Source organism: Roseobacter sp. HKCCD7870 (genome assembly GCF_037830315.1).
In the GTDB taxonomy this organism is placed as follows: Bacteria; Pseudomonadota; Alphaproteobacteria; order Rhodobacterales; family Rhodobacteraceae; genus M30B80.
Window position 1 is genome coordinate 986,601 of record NZ_JBBLYO010000001.1, and the last position, 20,641, is coordinate 1,007,241.

The following is a 20,641-nucleotide window of genomic DNA, read 5'->3' on the forward strand; positions in this document are numbered from 1 at the left end:
TTCTCCTTTTGACCGCGCCGCGCGGCGCGTGGTTATTGGTCGACCCAACGGCGCAGTTGCTCTGCAATCCGTTCAACTGTGATCCCGTATTGGTCATGCAGGCTTGGCAATGCGCCTGCGTCCAAAAATTCATCTGGCAAGCCAATTTGGCGCAATGGCACGAAGACATCATGCGTCATCAGCGTCTTGGCGACCGCATCACCAAGCCCGCCGGTGATGGAATGATTTTCTGCAACCACCACAAGGCGCCCGTTTTTTTGTGCCTCGGCAAGAATTGTGTCTTGATCCAAGGGTTTGATGGTTGGGCTGTGCAACACCGCAACGCCAATGCCATCTTGCGCCAGAACCTGCGCCGCATCCAAAGCGCGCATGGTCATGATCCCTGAAGAAATGATCAAAACATCCGCACCCTCGCGCAGCAACTTCGCGCGACCAAGCTCAAAACTATAATCATACGCGCCCAACACATTGGCCACTTGCCCGCGCAAAAGCCTCATATATGCAGGACCGTTATAGTCTGTGATGGCGCGCGTGGCCTGTGCCACATCCACCGCATCGCAAGGGTCAATCACCACCATATTGGGCATCGCCCGCATGATCGCCATGTCTTCGGTCGCTTGATGGCTTGGGCCATAGCCCGTGGTCAGACCTGGCAGCGCGCAGACGATTTTGACGGGCAGGTTTTCCTCTGCAATCGCCATAGCGATAAAGTCATAGGCGCGCCGCGCGGCAAAAACCGCGTAGGTGGTTGCAAAGGGCGTAAACCCTTCGCGGGCAAGCCCTGCTGCGGCCGACATCAAAAGCCCTTCGGCCATACCCATCTGATAAAACCGCTCAGGATAGGCCTGCGCAAAAATATGCAGATCGGTGTATTTCGACAAATCGGCAGACAACCCCACGATATCCGCACGGGTCTTGGCCAAGTCCACCAATGCATGACCAAATGGCGCTGCAATCGTTTCGCGGCCTTCGGCATCGAGAGAGGCGATCATAGCGGATGTGCGCACTGCATCTGCGCCACTTGCGCGGCTGCGGGGGGTATATTTCGACTTTCTGCGGGAATGGGGAGGGATGCTCATAGCGGCTTTTTCTCCTCATGCTCAGCCAAGGCCTTGGCCCATTCATCGGCTTCGACACGGATAAAATGCGTTTTCTCACGGGTCTCAAGAAAACTGATCCCATGACACATTTTGGTATTGCAAATAATAACACGAGGGCATGGATTGGGATGCGTTTTGGCCGCATCAAAGGCCGCAACCACCGCTGCTAAATCATTGCCATCCACCTCTTGTGCGAACCAGCCAAAGGCCTCCCATTTCGGCGCTTCGGCCCCTTGGGCCAAAGCCGCACGACTTGGACCATCGGCCTGTTGATTGTTGAAATCAACGATCGCAATCAGGTTGTCCAGTTTCCATTGGGTGGCAGACATCACGGCCTCCCAAGTCGAGCCTTCGCCAAGTTCGCCATCTGACAACAGATTATAGACAAAGGCAGGGTTGTTCTTGCGTTTCAGACCCAAGGCTGCGCCCACCGCAATGCCCAACCCATGACCAAGCGATCCGCCTGTGATCTCCATCCCAGGCGTATAGGCGGCCATGCCCGACATCGGCAGGCGGCTATCATCCATGCCATAGGTGGCGATTTCATCCTCGGGCAAAATCCCCGCTTCAATCAGCGCCGCATAGAGCGCGATCGCATAGTGACCTATGGAGAGATAAAATCTATCGCGCCCTTCCCATTCTGGATCATCGGCGCGCAAGCGCATCGCATGAAAATAGGACACGGCCAAAACATCAGCGACACCAAGCGCCTGACCGATATAGCCTTGCCCCTGCACCTCGCCCATCAATAGCGCGTTGCGCCGAATGGCCCAAGCCCGTTGTGCCAGCGACATATTTGCTCCGCTCTGGCTCACAACACCCCTCCCTACATGCTCTGCGATTTCCCCGTGATATCCGCGCAGAAGATGCGGCAGCGACAGGGCGAAAAACAAGACCAGATAAATGAATTATCTTTAAGCCTTGCTTTAAGATAATGCTCAAAAAAATGATGGTTATTGTCCCAGCCGTCCCGTTATCAAAGATAGGGCTTGTGCCGCAACCAATAGGGGAAAGACATCATGAACCTGTCACGACTGCTTGCCGAATATAATGCCGCCAAGGGGCCTGTGCGTGTTGGTTTGATTGGGGCGGGGAAATTTGGCTCAATGATCCTCGCGCAGGCAAAGCACATCAAGGGCTATCACATCGTGGGCGTTGCGGATCTTGATATCAGCAAGGCCAAAGCCTCCTTCGCGCGCGTTCATTGGGCTGCCGAGGCCTATGACGCCCAAACCCTCTCTGACGCTTATAAGACGGGCAAAACCTGCATTATTGATGACGCGCACGCGTTGATGGAATTTGATGGCATCGACTGCGTGATTGAGGCCACAGGGCATCCGATTGCAGGCATCCGCCATGCGCTTGCCGCCATTGAGGCGGGCAAACATGTGGTCATGGTTAATGTTGAGGCCGATGTTCTATGCGGGGCCTATCTGGCCGCGCGCGCCCGTGAAAAAGGTGTGGTCTATTCCATGGCCTATGGCGATCAGCCCGCCGCCATTTGCGAACTTGTCGATTGGGTGCAGGCGAGCGGCTTTGAATTGGTCGCCGCAGGAAAGGGCATGAATTTCTGCCCGCATTACCGCTATTCGACCCCCGACACGGTCTGGGGCTTTTTCGGGTGGAGCGATGAAGAAGTCGCTGCAGGTGATTTCAATCCAAAAATGTATAACAGTTTCACCGATGGCACGAAGGCCGCGATTGAAATGGCCGCGGTCGCCAATGCCACAGGGCTTGACTGTCCAGAGGATGGCTTGGCCTTCCACCCTGCGGGCCTGCATGATCTGGCACGCGTATTCAAACCCCAATCCGAAGGCGGGCAATTGGCCCGTGCAGGTTTGGTCGATATCGCAGCAAGTCGCGAGCCCGATGGGCGGGTGGTGATGAACAATATCCAGTACGGAATGTTTGTCACCTTTCGGGCGCCCGATGAATATACGCGGGCCTGCTTTCAACAATATGGGCTCTTGACCGATGACAGCGGGTGGTATGGGTCGATGTGGCGGCCATTCCATTTGATCGGCCTTGAAACATCGGTTTCCGTGTTGAATGCGGTTTTGCGAGGCGAGGCCACAGGCAGTTCAACGCTTTACCGCGCCGATGCAGTCGCAACCGCCAAAGGGGATTTCAAAGCAGGCGACTATTTGGACGGCGAAGGCGGGTTCAAAGTGTGGGCCAAGGCAATCCCCGCAACGCGCGCGGCCAAGGTCAATGCCTTGCCAATCGGGCTTGCACATCACATCAAACTCAAGCGCGACATCGCCCGCGACCAGATCGTGACCCTAGACGATGTCGAAATTAAAGACGATCTCGATATATTTGAGATGCGCCGTGCCTTGCGCGAAATGGCCAATGGCTAGGGAGGGCAGCATGAACATCCAATCCATGGCGGATTCAGTCCGCTTTTTGGCACTTGATACGATTGTGGCAGCGGGTGAGGGTCATCAAGGCGTCCCGCTTGGTATGGCCGAGATTGCCGCAACGCTTTACGCCAATCACCTCAAGGTTGACCCCAAAAACCCGCTCTGGCCCGACCGCGATCGCGTGGTTCTCTCCAATGGTCATGGATCTATGTTGCTTTATGCGCTGTTGCACCTCTCAGGCTATGAGAAGGTTGATCTTGCGGCGGTTAAATCTTTTCGAAAATTGCACTCGGTCTGCGCAGGCCATCCCGAGATTGAGCAAGATGCTGGGATTGAGATCACCACGGGGCTGCTTGGCCAGGGCATCGCCTGTGCGGTTGGCATGGCCGTGGCCGAAGAACGGATGCGCGCGGAATTTGGCGCTGATCTCTGCGATCATCGCACATGGGCCTTTGTTGGCGATGGCTGCTTGCAGGAGGGCATTGGCCAAGAGGCGATTTCACTGGCGGGTCACTTGCGCTTGGGGCGTCTGACATTTCTTTGGGATGACAACCATATCACCGATGACGGCGACACTGCTTTGTCGATCAGCGAGGACATTCCCGCCCGTTTCACCGCGGCGGGGTGGCATGTGGTCGAGGTGGATGGCCATGATATCGCCGCGATTGATGCCGCCATTCTATCTGCAAAGTCTGACCCCCGCCCGTCTTTGATTGCCTGCCGCACCACAATCGCGCGCGGCATCCCCCGCCTTCAGGGGCAACGCGGCGGACATAGCGCGCCACTCTCTCCAAAAGACGCGGCTGAGGCGCGCGCTGCGCGCAGCTGGGCGCACGAGGCCTTTGTGATCCCGCAAGACATTTATGCCGATTGGACAGCCGGAATGTCGCGCGGAAGAGATGCTGCGCGGGATTGGGCCGCGCGTCTAGAGTTCGACCCAAAGGCCGCAGAATTCACCCGCCGAATGGAGGGCATATTGCCCCAAAACTGGCCGCAAATTATTGCCGATATTGAGGCGCGTTTAACAGCAACGGACGCAGCCCGCGCGACAATCGCCTCATCGGGTGATGTTTGCGAAGGATTAGAGGCCGCTTTGCCCGAGCTGTGCATTCTCTGCGCAGATTTGGAGGCCCCCACCAATCACAAGCGCGGTCGCGCGGCATTCGGCCCTGAGAACCGCCAAGGCAGCTATGTGCATTGCGGGGTGCGCGAGCATTTAATGGGGGCAATGGCCTGCGGGATCGCCGCCCATGGTGGGCTGATTGCGGTTAATGTGACCTATCTGGCCTTCGCAGATTACGAGCGCCCTGCGATGCGGATGGCCGCCTTGATGGGGCTGCCCGTGCTTTTTGTCTTTAGCCATGACTCCATCGGGGTCGGGTCGAATGGGCCAACCCATCAGCCCGTTGAAATCCTCGCCAGTTTTCGCGCTATGCCGAATTTCTGGGTGATGCGCCCCGCCGATGCGCGCGAAACAGTCATGGGGTGGGATCAAGCCCTGCGCCGAAAATCAGGCCCCACCCTTTTGGCGCTCAGCCGTCAGGACTTGGTGCAGCTGCCCCAAATATCGGGTTGTGCCAATGGGGGCTATATCCTGGCAGGCGAAGACCCTCGCGATATCACGCTGATTGCAACAGGCAGTGAAGTTGCACTTGCGCTTGACGCAGCCGCGCAGTTGCAAGAGGCAGACATCCGCGCCACGGTTGTCTCGTTGCCCTGTTGGGAAATTTTCGAAACCCAAAGCCCCGCGCAGCGCGCCGCAATCTTGGGCACGGGGCCCAAAATCGGTATTGAGGCCGCTGTGCGGTTCGGATGGGATCAAATCCTTGCCCCAGAAGATCCGTTTATCGGCATGACGGGCTTTGGCGCCTCTGCAAAAGCGCCCGAACTCTTCGTCCATTTCGGCATCACAACCGAGGCCATTGTTGCCGCCGCCAAAGCACGGCTTTCGCGTTAAGTCGTAAGATAATTCTCTAGCGTTTTGCGCACCCCCTCACGGGACAGGGCTAGATAGGCATCCGTCACGGGCGCATGAATATCAGCTGCAAGGCTTCGGTCGAAGATCGCCTCAAGGCCCAAAATTCGTGTAACCGCCTCGGCCCCATCCAAGCCTGAATGAGCGGCGCGCAGGACATCGGCCATAGGATCGCGCAACTCAATCGCCTCCCCCGCCTCGTCAAAGCCAGCGGTGTAGCGCATCCACCCTGCAACAGCGAGGATCAGACCCCGATCCTCAGCCCCCTTTTTGCGCGCCGCGCGCAATGTCCCAAGCAGCCGTTGCGGTAATTTCTGGCTGCCATCCATCGCGATCTGCCATGTGCGGTGCTGGATCGCAGGGTTCTTGAACCGCGCACGCAAGGCTGCGGCATAATCTTCAAGCGATACACCCTTAGGCGGGGTCAAATGAGGAATGATCTCGCGCGCCCACAGCCGTTGCGCATAGGCGTCAAACACGGGATCAGCCATAACATCCGTGATCGTATGATGCCCCGCCACATAACCCAAATAAGACAAGGCCGAATGGGAGGCGTTGAGCATCCGAAGCTTCATATCCTCATAGGGGGCGACATCTTGCACCAACTCTGCCCCGACCTGATCCCATGCAGGGCGCACACCGCCGACAAAATCATCCTCCATCACCCATTGGCGATAAGGTTCATGCACCACGGGTGCGGCATCGGCAAAGCCCGTCAGGCGTGCCACTTCTGCGCGGGTCTCATCGGTCGTAGCGGGCACGATCCGATCTACCATGGTTGACGGAAAGGCCCCATGATCCGCGATCCATTGCGCAAGATCTGGGTCAAGGGTTTGTGCAAATTCCAAAACCAACCCGCGCAAAAGTTTCCCGTTATGAGGTAGGTTATCACAGCACAAAACGGTAAAGGGCGGGATGCATGCCGCCTTGCGCAAGGCAAGCGCGCGGGTGAGATAGCCAATGCTGCTTTGCGGGCTGTCATGGGTCAAATCATGGATGATATCAGGGTGATCTCGATCCAACGCACCGCTTGCGGGATGGTGGCAATAGCCTTTCTCCGTGACGGTCAACGAAACAATTTTGACCGAAGGGTCTGCCATTGCGGCCAAAACCGCAGAAGGGTCTTCCGGGGCAACCAAAACCGCGCTTAGGCTTGTAACAAGGAGAAGCTCCGCACCATCTGGGGCAAGTTCCAAAGCGTGATAAACAGCGCCTTGCGGTTGCAGCGCATCACGGGTTGTGGGCGATTTGAGAGAAACCCCGATGATCCCCCAATCCCCGCATGCCTTTGCCATGGCCTGTTGCGTGTAAATTGCCCCATGCGAGCGAAAAAACGCGCCAAGGCCCAAGTGAACAATGCCCGGGCTTGGGGCAGATGCCGTGCGGGTCAAAGGGCTATCGGGCAAGCCATCCTCCATCTACATTGATCACCGCACCATGAATATAAGCCGCCGCAGGCGAGGCGAGAAAGGCCGCCGTATGACCAATATCTGACGGCTCTCCCCATCGACCTGCGGGAATGCGCGCCAGAATTGCCGCATTGCGATCGGTATCTTTGCGCAGGTTTTCCGTGTTGTTGGACACAACATAACCCGGCGCAATCGCGTTAACGTTGATGCCGTCTGCCGCCCATTCATTGGCCAAAATTTTGGTTAAACCCGCAACCCCATGTTTTGAGGCCGTGTAAGCAGGCACGCGAATGCCACCCTGAAACGCCAACAATGAGGCAATATTCACCACCGCTGCGGGGCCGCGCGGCGCGCGTTCAAGATGCGCCTTGGCGAAGGCCTGCGTGGTAAAAAACAACGCCTTGAGATTTACATCCATCACCGCGTCCCAATCCGCCTCCGTACAATCGAGACTGTCCTCGCGGCGGATGATGCCCGCGTTATTGACCAAGATGGAATAGCCCGCGCCCGCAAAAATTTCGCGCGCGGCCATGGGATCCACAAAATCAAAGATCATCTCATCAGCAATACCGCCCTTCGCCGCAATCGCCGTGCAAGTTTCAGCGCAGTCGCGCCGCCCCGCACAAGTGACAGATGCCCCTTGATCGGCCAAGGCAAGGGCAATGGCCTGACCAATGCCCGTATTCGCCCCCGTCACCAAGGCCCGTCTGCCTGCAAGGGAAAACGCGCTCATCGCAGATCCTCCAGATCGACAAAATCCATATCCGTGAAATCGACATTATCCCCCGCCATGGCCCAGATGAATCTGTAATGCCCATGCCCCGCGCCCGCGTGAATTGACCACGGCGGCGAGAGCACAGCCGCCTCATTTCCCACAACCAAATGGCGGGTTTCTTGGGTTTCTCCCATCAGATGCAGCACCCGCGCCTCTGGTGCCATATCCCAATAAAGATAGGCTTCCATGCGCCGATCATGCGTGTGTGGCGGCATCGTGTTCCAGACCGATCCTTGCCCCAAAGTGGTGTAGCCCATGACCAATTGGCAGCTCTCCATCACCAAAGGATGGATGAATTGGTTGATCACGCGCTCATTGGCCGTCTCAGCCGCGCCCAAGGCCACGCGGTTGCTGTCTTTCGGTGTGAGAAGACGATGTGGATAGCGGTGATGCGCGGGGGCGGAGGTAATGTAAAACCGCCCCGCCCCTGAGAAGGTCACACCACCCGCCCCCATCCCCAGATAAAGCACATCGCCCTGCGCCATCTCCCACAGCTGACCATCTGCGCTGACTTGGCCTGTGTTCCCAATATTGACGATGCCCATTTCACGGCGCTCCATGAAACTGGCCGTGCGCGTCTGTGCAATTTTATCAAGGCGCAGACTGCCGCCATTTGGCACGGCGCCGCCAAGGGTGAAGCGGTCATAATGCGTATAACACAGCTTGATCTTGCCGCTCTCGAACAGACCTTCGACCAAAAAGGACGCGCGCAACATTCCCGTATCCATACCCTTTGCGTGGTCAGGGTGAATGGCATGGCGGGTTTCAACCTCGATCATCGGGGCAGTCCTTTCAAAGTTTATAGGCACGGCGCGCAAGCCCCGTGGTTAAGTCCTGCATCAGATCACCCGCTTCGCTTTCGTCCAAGCGTCCCGTGACAATCAATTCCGCCAAATAGGCCGCATCGACCCGCCGTGCGACATCGTGGCGCGCGGGGATCGAGCAAAAGGCACGGGTGTCATCATTGAACCCTGCAAGGTTATAGAAGCCTGCGGTTTCCGTAACCGAACGGCGAAAGCGCATCATCCCTTCATAACTGTCATGGAACCACCAAGGCGGGCCCAGAAAGAGACAAGGATATACCCCCGCTAAAGGTGCCAGTTCGCGGGCGTAGCTGCTTTCGTCCAAGGTGAATAGGATCAGGTGAAATCCGTCCGCGCGGCCAAATTCCTGCAACAAAGGGCGCAGCGCGGTGACGTAATCGGTGCGTTGTGGGATGTCGTAACCCTTATCCCGACCAAAGCGCGCCAAGACCCAATCTGAATGATTGCGCTGTGATCCTGCATGTATTTGCATCACCAAACCATCTGCAACCGACATGCGCGCCATCTCTGTCAGCATTTGCGCGCGAAACAACTCCCGCGTGGCGGGATCAGCCTTGCCTGTCATGACATCGTCAAACAGGGCCGCGGCCTCGGCCTGCGAGAGATTGGCGGTGTTGGCCGTTGGGTGGCCATGGTCAGTAGCAGTTGCACCCAAAGATGCAAAATACGCGCGGCGGGTATGATGGGCCGCGAGATAACTCTCCCATGTTACAGCACCGCCACCATGCGCACAGAAGGCTTCGACATTGCCTATGAACCCATCAAAATCAGGATCAATAACCGCATCAGGCCGATAGGTGGTGATTACACGACCCTGCCATCCGCTGTCGCGGATCCTACGGTGGTGGGCCAAGTCATCAAGCGCGCTTTCCGTGGTTGCAAGAACCTCTAAGTTGAAGCGCTCAAATAGGGCGCGGGGCCGAAAGGCGGAGCTTGCTAATTTCTCTTTGATGGCATCAAAAGCCGCGTCTGACGTCTCTGGCGATAATCTTTGATCTAGGCCAAACAAATCTTGCAGCGCGTGGTCAATCCACATCCGCGAAGGGGTCGCTGCAAAAAGGCGATAGTGTCGCGCAAACAACCGCCAGATTTTGCGCGAGTCCCTTTCCACCGCACCACCATCGGCACGCGGCACGCCTAAATCCTCTAACGCGACACCTTGGGAATGGAGCATCCGAAACACGTAGTGATCTGGCGTAATGAACAGTTTGGCGGCGTCTTCAAAGGGTTCATTCTGCGCGAACCACTGGGGGTCGGTATGACCATGGGGTGAGATGATCGGCGCATCCTTGACCTGCGCATAAAGCGCACGGGCCAGCAACCGCGCTGTAGGCTCTGAAGGAAACAGGCGGTCTTCGCTCAAAAAGCCCATAGGCGGCCCCTTTTGGTTAATCTTCTTGCAAACTGATATGCTAGTATATAACCTAGGTCAATCAGACAGGGATTGATCCTGAAATGACCCAAGATATGCCACTCATATCGCTTGACCGAACCGCCCGCCCTGCGATCGCGGATTTGGTCTATGGGGAATTGCACAAACAGGTGCTCAACCTTGACCTGAAACCTGGTGAGAAGCTGTCAGAAGCTGATATCGCAAAACGGTTTGAAGTCTCCCGTCAGCCCGTGCGCGATGCGTTCTACAGGCTTTCGAAAATGGGCTTCCTGCTGATCCGCCCGCAACGCGCCACATTGGTGTCGTTGATCTCCACCCGGGCGGTGATGCAGGCCCAGTTCATTCGCATCGCGCTTGAGGCTGAGGCCGTGCGCCATGCGGCCACGCGGCTTACTACGGCGGATATTCAAGCATTGGAGGGGCTGATCGCAGAACAGGCCGCCGCCAAAGACGCGGGCGACAAGCTGCGGTTTCATGCCGCCGATGACGCCTTCCACCGCGAAATCTGCTTGCGGGCGGGGCTAGAATTTACATGGGACCTGATTGCCGAAAACAAAGGCCATATGGATCGGGTCAGAATGCTGTCCTTGGCGTTTTCATCGCAAACGGCATGGGATGATCATATCGCACTGACCCGCGCCTTGGCTGATCGTAATCCTGATGGCGCGGCCGATATAATACGCGCGCATCTCTCACGGATCCATGAGCAACTGATCCGTATTCGGACCGAGCACGAAGACTATTTCGAAGATGACGACCCAAATGAGGCATCCCTGCCTCTCAGATTGCCAGAAAAGAGGATGCTCTAATGCAAGAACCTGTTGCGCGCAACGGAAGCCATCTCGCCCCAGATATGATCGAACGTTATTGGGAGGATGGGTTTCTATTTCCAATAGATGTTCTGTCACGCGATGAGGCGCAAGCCTATCGTACTCAACTGGAATTGGTCGAGCGTGATTGGCTAGACGGTGATTTGCCCCTGCCTCTCAACACCTACAAACGCGTCAACGCGCAGCTGGTAATGCCCTTTGTCCATGAGATAGCGACCAAGCCACAGGTCTTAGACGTGATTGAAGGCGTTCTTGGACCTGATATTTTGATCTATAGTGCCGAGTTTTTCATTAAAAACGCGCAAAGCGATCAGTATGTCTCGATGCATCAAGACCTGACCTATTGGGGAATGGGCACCACCTCTGAGATGGTCACTGCCTGGATCGCCCTTTCCCCAGCAACGCGGGCAAGCGGCTGTATGGATTTCGTCAAAGGCAGCCATAAATCCGAAATTCTACCTCATACCGATACGTTCAGTGAAAAGAACCTGCTGTCGCGTGGCCAAGAGATTGCGGTCGATGTGGCCGAGACAGACAAAACCGCCATTGAGCTGATGCCGGGGCAAATGTCGTTACATCACGGGCTAACCATTCATGGCTCTGGTCCAAATGTCTCGGATGATCGGCGCATCGCGGTTGTAGTACGCTATCTCACGCCTAAAGTAGCGCAAAACATGGCCGATCAGGATTTTGCTATGCTTGCGCGCGGCATCGACCGGGTGGGCAAGTTTATCCACTACACTGCGCCGCAAACTCTGTTTGAGTCTCGCGCAATTGATCTTTACGACGAAATAAGGCAGTCGCGCGCCAAAGCGATGATGGCAGGCGCAAAAGCACAAAAAGGCATCTACGCCTAAGACCCCATAGTTTAGAGAGAGCCCTCCCCATGCTCGCGATGCTGCATGTTCTGACACATGACATCCTGCCCGTCTTTGCCATGATGGCACTGGGTTTCATACTCGGTAGGGGTAACTTAGTCAGTGTTCCAGATGCGAAAACGCTTAACCGTGTAGCATTTCTTCTACAGCCTGCACTTTTGTTTCCCTTGACGAATTTGCTCGATTGGCATGCCTTTCAATTCGACGCAATCGGTCTTTATGCAATTTGCCAAATAGTAATATTTAGCATTACATTTTTCATTTGTCGGATCGTTTTAGGTCGTGAAAAGCTCGAGGCCTGGCTGCTCTCAATGGCCATGATTTTCGTAAACACTTTATTATACATGTGGCCGATTTCATATCTAATTTATGGCGAATCTGCAGCCCTTCCGATTACCGCAATTGTGGCCTGGGATGCCACTATTACATTTGCTTTCTTCATAATAACAACGGATTTGATGGCCAACTCAAAAGCAACTGTTTACCAATCTATGCGCCGTATAGCACTCAACCCTGTGTTGATTTCAATTTTTTTGGGGATCGTCACCAACTTGGTGGGTGTAGTGGCGCCAGCACCAATACTTACCGGTCTCGACTTTGCTGGAGCAGCCGCTGCACCACTAACGCTATTCGCGCTTGGCGTGATTCTATCAAGCCATTCACTTACTCCCAACATCAGTGTCATCATGCTTACAGGTGTAAAACTTCTAGCGTTCCCTGCTTTGGTATTTGCCGCTTTGAGCCTTGGAGAGCGTCCAGCCCAGTGGAATACGCTTGTGGTCCTTTGCGCGGCGGGGCCGTCCGGGGCCATGGCATTTGCACTCGCAATGCTGCACGGAGTACGCACAGATACTATCGCCCCGGTCATTATCTGGACATCAACCCTCTCGCTGATATCGCTTGCTTGGTTGGCTTAGCAATACCGCTCGATTGTGCGCATGTGATTGTAAGAATAGCGATCCCCACAGGCAAATCCCACAGGTAACACTGCTTCAATCTGCGCCATATCAGCATCGGAAAGGACGACCTCATCAGCGCGAGCCCATTCCATCAAATGCGCCGCAGTCCGTGTTCCAGGTATGGGAACAAACCCAGTGCCACGCCGAAGCACCCATGCCATTGCCAAGGCGGAGACGGGTACAGATTTGGCCCTTGCCAATTCTTTGAAGCGATCGATCAGTTCTTTGTTTTTCGGATAATTCTCGGTTGAAAAACGTGGAATATCACGGCGCAAGTCACCCTCAGCCATCAGCGTCGTATCAGGATAATTTTCGCCAAAGACGCCGCGCGCCAGAGGCGAAAACGGCACAAAGGTAATATCCAATTCTTCACAACTTTGGATTACTCCCAATTCCGGCAATCGAGACCAAAGTGAATACTCACTTTGGACCGCAAGCGGGGGTAAAATTGCATGAGCCTCCCTAACTGTCGAAGGCGCTACCTCAGATAGACCGTAACCGCCGATCTTCCCCTCTCGGATCAAATCTTGCATTACCCCGACAGCCTCAGATAGGGGCACTGCGGGATCGCGACGATGCAGATAATATAGTGCGACATGATCTACGCCGAGGCGCTTCAGCGATCCTTCTATTTCAGCTCGAATATGGTCGGGGCGGTTGTTAACCGGCTCTTTGGCATCACGTTGGATCCCAACTTTTGTGGCAAGCACAACATCACGACGGGCTTTTTTTAGCCAAGAGCCAAGAACAGTTTCCGATCTCCCCATTCCGTAGACATTAGCCGTGTCCAAAAATGTGATGCCCATCTCATAAGCGCAATCAAGGCACGCGTGGCTTGTTACCTCATCCGTTTCGCCAAAGACACCCGCAAAACTCATACATCCCAAACCAATTGCCCCAACCATGGGCCCATTTGCACCTAGTCTGCGCTGTTTCATAAAGTCTCCTGCATCATTTATAAAATGTCATGGACATAGGGGACAGATGAAACCGAACTGTCAAGGTTATGAAAAAAATGACTCTTTTCAAAAACTCAGAAATTGCCCACAGTCGCATCTTAACAAGATTTGAAAGAGGTAGCTGCTAATGTCGATACTCGCGTCTTTGACTCCACGAAAGGGCTTACGCGTTTTGATAACTGCTGGAGCCAGCGGCATAGGCAAACACATCACGGATGGGTTCATAGAAGCCGGCGCTAGTGTCCATATCTCTGACATCAACTCAGATGCCCTCAATGAGGCAATAGGCGGCCCAATCACGGGAACCCTAGCAAACTCAGCTAGTCCCGAAGATACTAAGCAGCTGTTTACACAAGCGATGCAAAACCTGGGGGGGCTTGATGTGGTAATTGCAAATTCGGGGATAGCAGGGCCCACAGCAACTATTGATGATGTCTCACCAGAAGATTGGGATGAAACACTCGAAGTTAACCTGAAAGGAGCCTATCTAGCAGCTCACCACTCAAGCAATGAACTAATTAAATCAAAAGGCTTATTTATCGCAATGTCGTCAGCCGCTGGTCGACTTCCCTATGCTTTTAGGACACCTTATTCAGCCTCCAAATGGGGCGTAGTAGGATTGGCTAAATCCCTCGCTGCAGAGCTTGGTCCAAAAGGGGTGCGCGCCAATGCTATTTTACCGGGAATAGTTCAAGGACCCCGCATGGATGGCGTGATATCGGCCCGAGCCGAACAAACAGGCGTAAGCTTTGAAGAAATGAGGAATACATATCTTGCCAAAGTATCGTTGCGTCGAATGGTAAGCCCGCAGGACATTGCATCAATGTGTCTATTTTTGTCATCTCCCGGGGGCTCCAACATTTCAGGTCAAGCTCTAAGCGTCTGTGGTGGTGTTGAAACACTTTAATCCTGCTTGGATCATATTCATTACACTAAAATACTCAGGTAAGCTCGCTAACAGCTTATAAAATAGGGAGCCACTAGAATGCCGAAATCTTCACGTAAGGTGATCATCACATGCGCGGTTACAGGCGCAATCCACACGCCATCTATGTCACCCTTCCTTCCTGTCACCCCACAAGAGATCATCGATGACGGGATCAAGGCATTTGAGGCAGGTGCATCTATTCTGCACCTGCACGCGCGCGATCCTGAAAATGGACGGCCGACACAGGACCCTCAGATTTTTCGCAAATTCCTGCCGCAACTCAAACAGGCAACCTCAGCGGTGTTGAACCTAACTACAGGCGGCTCGCCCCACATGACCGTGGCGGAGCGAATGCGCCCTGCCGCAGAGCTCAAGCCCGAGGTTGCCTCCCTCAATATGGGAAGCATGAATTTCGGATTGTATCCCATGCTTAACCGTTTCAAGGAGTTCAAGCATGACTGGGAGCGCGAGCATCTCGAAAACAGCCGCGACCTTGTCTTTAAAAACACCTTTGCCGATATCGAACATATATTGCGCACAGGCAATGCCAACGGCACGCGGTTCGAGTTTGAATGCTATGACACAAGCCATCTCTACACTCTGGCGCATTTCGTGGATCGCGGCTTGGTCAAGGCCCCGTTCTTGGTTCAAACCGTCTTTGGCCTCTTGGGCGGCATTGGCGCGCATCCCGAAGATGTCGCGCATATGAAGCGCACGGCAGATCGTTTGTTTGGGGATGCTTATGTGTGGTCAGTTTTAGGTGCTGGGCGCAACCAATTGCCCGTGGCGGCCAAAGCCGCCGCACAAGGGGGGAATATCCGTGTTGGGCTTGAGGACAGTCTTTGGGCGGCCCCAGGCCAATTGGCACAAAGCAATGCCGACCAAGTCAAAAAAGCCCGCGCACTTCTTGAAGGCCTAAGCCTTGAGGTGGCAACGCCTGACGAAGCACGCGAGATTTTGGATTTGAAGGGGGCGGGTGATGTCGCATTCTAATCCAAAAGGCGCGGTCATCGTTACGGGCGGCTCACGCGGGATCGGGGCTGCAACAGTGCGCCGCTTGGCCCTTGCGGGCTATCAGGTTCTGTTTACCTATCACAGCAATGCCGTCGCTGCAGATAGCCTATGTGCAGAGCTTCACGCCAAGGGCGCGCAAGTCGTGGCCCTGCAATCCGATGCCGCTGACCCCGCCACGGCAGAGGCGGTGGTCGCCGAATGCGTCGCGCGCTTTGGGGCACCAATCGCGCTATTTGCAAATGCTGGCATCACGGGACCTGCCCTACCATTACGTGATCTGGACATGGCTGATCTGCGGCGTGTTATTGATACCAACCTTCTGGGTGTCTTTGCGATCGCCAAGGCCGCCACTGCCGCGATGCCCCAAGGTGGGTCTGTCGTTTTGATGTCCAGCCGTGCGGCAAAACTGGGTGGCGCGGGCGAATGGGTGCATTACGCAGCCTCAAAAGGAGCGATTGACACTATGACCGTCGGCCTTGCCCGCGAACTGGGGCCAGCTGGCATCAGAGTGAATGCGGTGGCCCCTGGCTTGATCGATACGGAGATTCATGCAGCCGCAGGAGTGGGAGACCGGCTAGTCACAATGAAAAAAAATGTACCGATGCAGCGTATCGGACGGGCTGATGAGGTGGCCGAGGTCGTCAGTTGGTTGCTCTCAGACGATGCAAGCTATGTGACTGGAACAATTGTGGATGTCTCAGGGGGGCGCTAGGGGTTTATAACCCCGCCTAGTATAACCCTAAATCTTCTAATCCACAGTATCATTGCCTCTATTGGCCTTGCGTATTAAGGCCGAACAGCAGGGTCAATTTGCCTTCGACTTCGGTAAAAACGGCAAGGGCGCGATTTGCACGCCCTCCTCAATCAATGCTTTGGCTTCACCGGGGGCTGCTTCGCCGTGGATCATGCGCTCGGGCGCGGTGCCATCATGAATTGCGCGGGCCTCTTTGACAAAATTCTTGCCAACATAGGTCGAATTTTCTTCGACATGTTTGCGCATCGCTTGGATCATTTCCTGAAGCTTACCATCGGGGGGGCTTAACGCCCCTGTAGGCGGGGTGCTTGGCACGGGCAGGTTATGTGCAATTTGATGGCTATCGCCATCGCTTTGGGCGACACGGGGGGCCATGATCGCCTTTGTGACGTCAGAAGATCCGCAAACACCACAAGACAGGAATCCCCGCTCCGCCAGATCGTCAAAGGCGGCAGCAGATTGGAACCAACTGTCAAACCCGTGCCCTTCGGCACATTTCAACGCATATCGGATCATAGAGGCTCTAACTGTGGCAAAAACGTCAGATTGCAAGTGACGCTAAGTGTTACATCCTGCACATTGCCCCCTGCAAGGGCCAAAATTACGTTGCAGGTGGTGGTGGCAGAAACCCTTTCAGGATCGCCTTCAGGTCAGGCTCCCGCACCTTTGACGCGGCCTTTTTCGCGGAAAACCATTTGCGCCGCCGTTCCCCCGCTTCGGGATATTTATCGGCCAAAGATTTCACCTCGACAGGAAAGACGGACACGATACAGGGCAATGGATCGGCGCCATCAATCTCTTTGGAATAGGAATAAAGCCCGACACAAAGGTCTAGGGTCGTGCCGCGCACACCTGCCTCTTCCCATGCCTCTATCCCTGCGGCTTCGGCGGGGGTTTTGCCATCCATGGGCCATCCTTTGGGGATGATCCACCGGTCACTGTCACGCGAGGAGATCAACAAAATCTCAACGCCTTTTTTCTTGCGGCGAAAACACAGCGCTGCGAATTGCGAGCGCGGATCCCGTTTGGATGCCCCCTCAACCCGTAATGCCCCTTGCACTGTGCGAAGATTGCTCATCGCGTTTTATCACCGCTCTTTGTTATATTCGTTATGCCCCAGTCTGCCAAACTTTCCATAGAAAAGCAAAATAAACCATGAATTTTTCAAGCGAGGATGGGCACATGTAGCACCCGCGCCCTTGATCGCTTTGGCATTTCGACTAACTTTTGCACAAATGCCAATCGAAGGAGCAGCATTGATGACAGTCTCAGGGATTTTGGCCAAATCCGTTTTGGTTTGGGCAGTGGCAGCATCAATGGCCGTGGCTGTCGAGGATTTCACATTTCCTTCGATTGACGGCGGTGAATATCGGTTTTCAGACTGGCGTGGGCAGCCAATTTTGGTGGTAAACACGGCATCGCAATGCGGCTTCACACCACAATATGAGGGATTGCAGGCCTTGCATGATCGTTATGCCGATCAGGGATTGATCGTATTGGCCGTGCCTTCCGATGATTTTGGGCAGGAACTGGCCAACGAGGCCGAAGTGGCCGAGTTTTGTGAAGTGAATTACAATTTGACCCTTCCGATGACCGAGATCACGCGGATTAAAGCCCCCGATGCACATCCATTTTTCGAATGGCTCGCACGCGAACATAATGCGCGTCCGTCATGGAATTTTTCAAAGTTCCTCATTGATGGAAATGGTGAATTTGTCGAAGATTGGTCAAGCCTGACTGGCCCGACAAGTGGCGCGATCATTCGGGCGGTTGAGCGCGAATTGGCGCGCTAGTCCCTGTGACCACACCCGTTTTTCTTGGCTCCGAGATATATCGCGGATCAACCTATGGTTCGTGGCACCCATTGCGCATTCCGCGTGTCTCAACTGTGATGGATTTATGCCGAGCCATGGGGTGGCTGAGCGCCGCGCAATATCGCCAAAGCCCGCGAGCCAAGCCAAAAGCCCTGACTGCATGGCATGACCCCCTCTATATCGAGGCGCTCATGCGCGCCGAAGAAACCCAAGATGTCGATGACGCAACCCGCGCGCGCCATGGCCTTGGGACTGTGGCAAACCCCGTCTTTCCCGAAATGTATCGCCGCCCCGCCACGGGGGCAGGTGGCGCGCTTTTAGCGGTTGAATTGCTGCGCGCGGGCGGTGCCGTTTTTCATCCAGGCGGTGGCACTCATCACGGTCTGCCCGACCGCGCGAACGGGTTTTGCTATCTCAATGACCCTGCGCTTGCGATCACGGCGTTGCGACAGCAAGGGCTGACGCGCATCGCCTATGTCGATATGGACGCCCACCATCCAGACGGGGTGGAGCATGGATTCAAGGGCGCGTCCGATGTCTTGATGATCTCTGTGCATGAAGAGCGGCGTTGGCCATTTACAGGGGCGCTGGACGATGATGGCGGGGGAAATTGTCTAAACCTGCCCGTCCCGCGCGGGTTTCATGATGCGGAAATGGCACTCATTCGGGATATGCTGATCTTACCCGCCCTTGCGGCGTTTTCGCCTGAGGCCATCGTTTTGCAATGCGGTGCTGATGCGGTGACCGATGATCCGCTCTCAAGGCTCTGTCTCTCTGCGCAAAGCTATTGGGACATGGTCGCTGCCGTTCAATCGTTACGCTGTCCCCGCCTATTGGTGACAGGGGGTGGGGGCTATAACCCATGGACAGTCGCCCGCGTCTGGAGCGGGATTTGGGCCAAACTCAGCGGGCAAGATATTCCTGACCGCCTCCCACAAGAGGGCGAAGCGATCTTGCGGGGCCTATCTTGGGCGGGGCATTCGAAAGGGAAATCACCACCCGCGACATGGTTCACGCAGTTGCATGACAACCAAGACGAAACACCAATTCGCGATACAATCCGAAATCGCATTGCCCTGCTCTCTGCGCGCCCTGCGGCGCAGGGCGTTTTGCCATAAAAAAGGCGGCCCCGAATTTGGGCCGCCTGATTGTCATTCGCGCACCACAAGGGCTTAGGCGATTTTCGGCAGCAAGCTGTCGATTGAGGCCTTTGCATCGCCATAGAACATCCGCGTGTTCTCTTTGTAGAAAAGCGGGTTCTCAATGCCCGAATAGCCCGTGCCCTGCCCCCGTTTGGAGACAAAAACCTGCTTGGCTTTCCAGCATTCCAACACAGGCATCCCTGCGATTGGCGAGTTGGGGTCTTCTTGCGCGGCTGGGTTCACGATGTCGTTTGAACCGATCACAATGGCCACATCGGTGGATGGGAAATCCTCGTTGATTTCATCCATTTCCAGAACGATGTCATAGGGCACTTTGGCCTCTGCAAGCAGAACATTCATGTGACCGGGCAAGCGGCCTGCAACGGGGTGAATGGCGAAACGCACGGTTTTGCCTGCCGCGCGCAGTTTGCGTGTAAGCTCAGCCACACCTTGCTGTGCCTGTGCCACCGCCATGCCATAGCCTGGGATGATGATGATGCTGTCGGCCTCATTCAGCGCATTGGCCACACCATCGCTGTCGATTGCGATTTGCTCGCCCTCAATGGCCTGCTGCTCGCCTTTGGCACCGCCAAAACCACCCAAAATCACGCTGATGAAACTGCGGTTCATGGCTTTACACATGATGTAGCTGAGGATGGCGCCCGAAGAGCCCACCAACGCCCCCACAACAATCAACAGATCATTGCCAAGGCTAAAGCCAATCGCGGCGGCCGCCCAGCCTGAATAGCTGTTCAGCATGGACACAACCACGGGCATATCCGCGCCACCGATCCCCATGATCAGGTGATAGCCAATAAAGAGAGCCAGAACTGTCAAGGCAATCAATGTCCAGCCGCCTGCGCCGCCCAGATACATCGCGGCCAACGCCAAGGATGCGGCAGCGGCAGCAGCATTCAAGATATGCCCACCAGGCAATTGCTTCGCCGCACTGTTCACACGCCCTGCAAGTTTGCCATAGGCTATGACGGAACCCGTAAAGGTCACAGCACCGATCCAAATCCCCAAGACCAATTCAACGCGCAAAATGCCAACTTCAACGGCGGTTTTCTTTCCCAACAGAGCCGCGAAATTGGACAGGGTGCCAAGCATTTCATAAACAGGCGCCGCAATCGGGCCTTTGGGTTGCGGGAAGGCCATACCTGCCTCGCGCAAAACCTCGCCCACGCTGACCAATTCAAGATGCGCGTTAAAGCCCACGAAAACGGCAGCAAGACCCACCAAGGAGTGCATGATTGCCACAAGTTCAGGCATTTGCGTCATTTGAACCTTGGTGGCGAGTTGATACCCAACCCCTGCGCCTGCCGCGATCAAGACCAATGACATCAGCCACAACCCCGAACCTGGGCCGATTAAGGTGGCCGAAATCGCAATGGCCATGCCTGCGATGCCATACCAAACCGCGCGCTTGGCACTTTCTTGTCCCGACAAACCGCCCAGCGAGAGGATGAAGAGGACGCCCGCGACTGCATAAGCCGCAATGGTGAAACCGAAATCCATATCTGA

20 protein-coding genes are annotated in these 20,641 nt (G+C 55.2%); 10 read left to right on the plus strand and 10 right to left on the minus strand.

Features of this window, described 5'->3' with window-relative positions:
• Window positions 1–32: 32 nt before the first annotated feature.
• Together AAC637_RS04985 and AAC637_RS04990 are read right to left on the minus strand one after the other, a co-directional pair.
• Window positions 33–1,079, minus strand: a complete 1,047-nt coding sequence (locus tag AAC637_RS04985) for a transketolase family protein (protein ID WP_340252268.1) — start codon at window positions 1,077–1,079, stop codon at window positions 33–35.
• Window positions 1,076–1,894 (minus strand): transketolase, encoded by an 819-nt coding sequence (locus AAC637_RS04990; protein WP_317656691.1) that lies wholly within the window; start codon window positions 1,892–1,894, stop codon window positions 1,076–1,078. The genes AAC637_RS04985 and AAC637_RS04990 overlap by 4 nt, the downstream gene beginning before the upstream one ends.
• Before the next feature lie 225 nt (window positions 1,895–2,119).
• Here AAC637_RS04990 and AAC637_RS04995 point away from each other — a divergent pair, with 225 nt between their 5' ends.
• Together AAC637_RS04995 and AAC637_RS05000 are read left to right on the plus strand one after the other, a co-directional pair.
• Entirely contained in the window at window positions 2,120–3,460 is a 1,341-nt protein-coding gene (locus AAC637_RS04995; protein WP_340302577.1) for an NAD(P)H-dependent oxidoreductase, read from the plus strand.
• Window positions 3,461–3,470: 10 nt separating this feature from the next.
• On the plus strand, window positions 3,471–5,420 hold the full coding sequence (locus tag AAC637_RS05000) for a transketolase family protein (protein ID WP_340302578.1): 1,950 nt from the start codon (window positions 3,471–3,473) through the stop codon (window positions 5,418–5,420).
• On the opposite strand, the gene AAC637_RS05005 is transcribed toward AAC637_RS05000, so the two are convergent.
• Genes AAC637_RS05005 through uxaC form a run of 4 tightly spaced genes read right to left on the minus strand, consistent with a single transcriptional unit; the run spans window position 5,417 to window position 9,818 of the window.
• On the minus strand, window positions 5,417–6,856 hold the full coding sequence (locus AAC637_RS05005; RefSeq protein WP_340302579.1) for a mannitol dehydrogenase family protein: 1,440 nt from the start codon (window positions 6,854–6,856) through the stop codon (window positions 5,417–5,419). The genes AAC637_RS05000 and AAC637_RS05005 overlap by 4 nt on opposite strands.
• Complete coding sequence (gene kduD / locus AAC637_RS05010; RefSeq protein ID WP_340302580.1) at window positions 6,834–7,580, minus strand: 2-dehydro-3-deoxy-D-gluconate 5-dehydrogenase KduD; 747 nt, start codon at window positions 7,578–7,580, stop codon at window positions 6,834–6,836. Before kduD ends, AAC637_RS05005 begins: the two co-directional genes overlap by 23 nt.
• Entirely contained in the window at window positions 7,577–8,401 is an 825-nt protein-coding gene (gene kduI, locus AAC637_RS05015; protein ID WP_340302581.1) for a 5-dehydro-4-deoxy-D-glucuronate isomerase, read from the minus strand. Before kduI ends, kduD begins: the two co-directional genes overlap by 4 nt.
• A 13-nt stretch (window positions 8,402–8,414) precedes the next feature.
• Complete coding sequence (gene uxaC, locus AAC637_RS05020; protein ID WP_340302582.1) at window positions 8,415–9,818, minus strand: glucuronate isomerase; 1,404 nt, start codon at window positions 9,816–9,818, stop codon at window positions 8,415–8,417.
• Between the two features lie 83 nt (window positions 9,819–9,901).
• Here uxaC and AAC637_RS05025 point away from each other — a divergent pair, with 83 nt between their 5' ends.
• The 3 genes from AAC637_RS05025 to AAC637_RS05035 are packed head-to-tail and all read left to right on the plus strand — an operon-like array spanning window position 9,902 to window position 12,464.
• Window positions 9,902–10,648 carry a GntR family transcriptional regulator gene (locus tag AAC637_RS05025; protein ID WP_340302583.1) on the plus strand — a complete coding sequence of 249 codons (747 nt, stop codon included), beginning with the start codon at window positions 9,902–9,904 and terminating at the stop codon, window positions 10,646–10,648.
• On the plus strand, window positions 10,648–11,526 hold the full coding sequence (locus tag AAC637_RS05030) for a phytanoyl-CoA dioxygenase family protein (RefSeq protein WP_340252284.1): 879 nt from the start codon (window positions 10,648–10,650) through the stop codon (window positions 11,524–11,526). Before AAC637_RS05025 ends, AAC637_RS05030 begins: the two co-directional genes overlap by 1 nt.
• A gap of 29 nt (window positions 11,527–11,555) precedes the next feature.
• Window positions 11,556–12,464, plus strand: coding sequence for an AEC family transporter (locus AAC637_RS05035; protein ID WP_340302584.1), 909 nt, complete (start codon window positions 11,556–11,558; stop codon window positions 12,462–12,464).
• On the opposite strand, the gene AAC637_RS05040 is transcribed toward AAC637_RS05035, so the two are convergent.
• Window positions 12,461–13,444 carry an aldo/keto reductase gene (locus AAC637_RS05040; RefSeq protein WP_340302585.1) on the minus strand — a complete coding sequence of 328 codons (984 nt, stop codon included), beginning with the start codon at window positions 13,442–13,444 and terminating at the stop codon, window positions 12,461–12,463. The genes AAC637_RS05035 and AAC637_RS05040 overlap by 4 nt on opposite strands.
• 148 nt (window positions 13,445–13,592) lie before the next feature.
• Between AAC637_RS05040 and AAC637_RS05045 the strand changes: the two genes are divergently transcribed.
• The 3 genes from AAC637_RS05045 to AAC637_RS05055 all read left to right on the plus strand — a co-directional run bounded on the left by AAC637_RS05045 (window position 13,593) and on the right by AAC637_RS05055 (window position 16,119).
• On the plus strand, window positions 13,593–14,372 hold the full coding sequence (locus AAC637_RS05045) for an SDR family oxidoreductase (protein WP_340302586.1): 780 nt from the start codon (window positions 13,593–13,595) through the stop codon (window positions 14,370–14,372).
• Between the two features lie 78 nt (window positions 14,373–14,450).
• Window positions 14,451–15,386 carry a BKACE family enzyme gene (locus tag AAC637_RS05050; RefSeq protein WP_340302587.1) on the plus strand — a complete coding sequence of 312 codons (936 nt, stop codon included), beginning with the start codon at window positions 14,451–14,453 and terminating at the stop codon, window positions 15,384–15,386.
• Window positions 15,373–16,119: an SDR family NAD(P)-dependent oxidoreductase gene (locus AAC637_RS05055; protein WP_340302588.1), complete on the plus strand. Its 747-nt coding sequence runs from the start codon at window positions 15,373–15,375 to the stop codon at window positions 16,117–16,119. The genes AAC637_RS05050 and AAC637_RS05055 overlap by 14 nt, the downstream gene beginning before the upstream one ends.
• 93 nt (window positions 16,120–16,212) lie before the next feature.
• Here the strand turns inward: AAC637_RS05055 and AAC637_RS05060 are convergent, their stop codons facing one another.
• The gene (locus tag AAC637_RS05060; RefSeq protein WP_340302589.1) at window positions 16,213–16,677 is read right to left on the minus strand and encodes a DUF1178 family protein; all 465 of its coding nucleotides are present in this window, start codon (window positions 16,675–16,677) and stop codon (window positions 16,213–16,215) included.
• Between the two features lie 85 nt (window positions 16,678–16,762).
• A complete protein-coding gene (locus tag AAC637_RS05065) occupies window positions 16,763–17,239 on the minus strand; it encodes an NUDIX hydrolase (RefSeq protein WP_340302590.1) in 477 nt (158 codons plus the stop codon).
• 157 nt (window positions 17,240–17,396) lie between these two features.
• Between AAC637_RS05065 and AAC637_RS05070 the strand changes: the two genes are divergently transcribed.
• Both AAC637_RS05070 and AAC637_RS05075 read left to right on the plus strand, forming a co-directional pair.
• Complete coding sequence (locus AAC637_RS05070) at window positions 17,397–17,954, plus strand: glutathione peroxidase (protein ID WP_340302591.1); 558 nt, start codon at window positions 17,397–17,399, stop codon at window positions 17,952–17,954.
• Window positions 17,955–17,959: 5 nt separating this feature from the next.
• Window positions 17,960–19,093, plus strand: a complete 1,134-nt coding sequence (locus AAC637_RS05075) for an acetoin utilization protein AcuC (RefSeq protein WP_445322481.1) — start codon at window positions 17,960–17,962, stop codon at window positions 19,091–19,093.
• Window positions 19,094–19,147: 54 nt separating this feature from the next.
• Here the strand turns inward: AAC637_RS05075 and AAC637_RS05080 are convergent, their stop codons facing one another.
• Window positions 19,148–20,635: an NAD(P)(+) transhydrogenase (Re/Si-specific) subunit beta gene (locus AAC637_RS05080; RefSeq protein WP_340252305.1), complete on the minus strand. Its 1,488-nt coding sequence runs from the start codon at window positions 20,633–20,635 to the stop codon at window positions 19,148–19,150.
• Between the last annotated feature and the right edge of the window lie 6 nt (window positions 20,636–20,641).